Origin of the sequence: Nocardia takedensis NBRC 100417, assembly GCF_000308695.1 — a bacterium.
GTDB lineage: Bacteria > Actinomycetota > Actinomycetes > Mycobacteriales > Mycobacteriaceae > Nocardia > Nocardia takedensis.
Map to the genome: position 1 here is coordinate 1 of NZ_BAGG01000188.1, position 1,092 is coordinate 1,092.

Consider the following 1,092-nt stretch of genomic DNA (forward strand, 5'->3'; position numbering starts at 1 on the left):
GGTGTAACTCGGTTCGATTCGGTTACTGTCGTCCGCGGGTGAGTCGGCCTTCGAAGGTGATGTCGAAGGCGTTCAACGCGGCCTTCCATCGGGTGACCCAGCGTTTCTGTCCGGCGCCGGTCGGGTCCAGGGCCATGACCGCCATGTCGACACATTTCAGGGCGGCGGTCTCGTTGGGGAAGTGACCGCGGGCGCGGACCGCGCGCCGGATGCGGGCGTTGACCGACTCGATCGCGTTCGTCGAGCACACGACCCGGCGGATCTCGGCGTCGAAGGCCAAAAACGGCACGAACTCGGCCCACGCGCTCTCCCACAACGCCACGATGGCCGGGTATCTCGTTCCCCACGCCTCGGTGAACTCGTAGAACCGTTCCAACGCCGCCGATTCCGTGGCCGCGGTGTAGATCGGTTCAACGCTTTGGCGATCGCGTCCCAGTGCTGACGGGCGGCGTAGCGGAACGAGGCCCGCAGCAGATGCACCACACACGTCTGCACGACCGCTCGCGGCCAGACCTCGCCGATGGCCTCGGGCAACCCTTTGAGACCGTCGCAGACGAGCATGCACACATCGGCGACACCACGGTTACGCAGTTCGGTGAGGATCTGGAACCAGAACTTCGCGCCCTCGCCACCGTCGCCGGCCCACAACCCGAGAATGTCGCGGGCGCCGTCCACGATTACCGCCAAAGCCACGTAGATCGGCCGGTTGGCGACCTTGCCGTCGCGGATCTTCACATGGATCGCATCGAGGAAGATCACCGGATCCAGGGGCCGGTTCTGCCATTCGGACATCCCGTCCAGCACCTTGTCGGTGATCGTCGAGATCGTCTGCTCGGACACCTCGGTGCCGTAGACCTCCCGCAGATGCGCCGAGATCTCACCGTGGGTGAGTCCTTTGGCCGACAGCGACAACACCATGTCCTCCACACCGCCCAGACGACGTTGACGCTTACGCACGATCTGCGGCTCGAAACTCGAATCCCGGTCACGAGGAACCTCGATCTCGACCGGACCGACATCGGTCACCACCGCCTTCGAGCGAGTCCCATTGCGAGAGTTGCCGTTCCACGCCCGGCCGGGTCACCGTGGTCA

Annotated in this window: 1 pseudogene; it reads right to left on the minus strand. The window is 64.8% G+C overall.

Going from position 1 to position 1,092, the window contains the following annotated elements:
- Nucleotides 1-22: 22 nt before the first annotated feature.
- A pseudogene (locus ON30_RS27870) lies at nt 23-1,059 on the minus strand (IS256 family transposase); the annotation flags it as partial.
- Nucleotides 1,060-1,092: the final 33 nt, after the last annotated feature.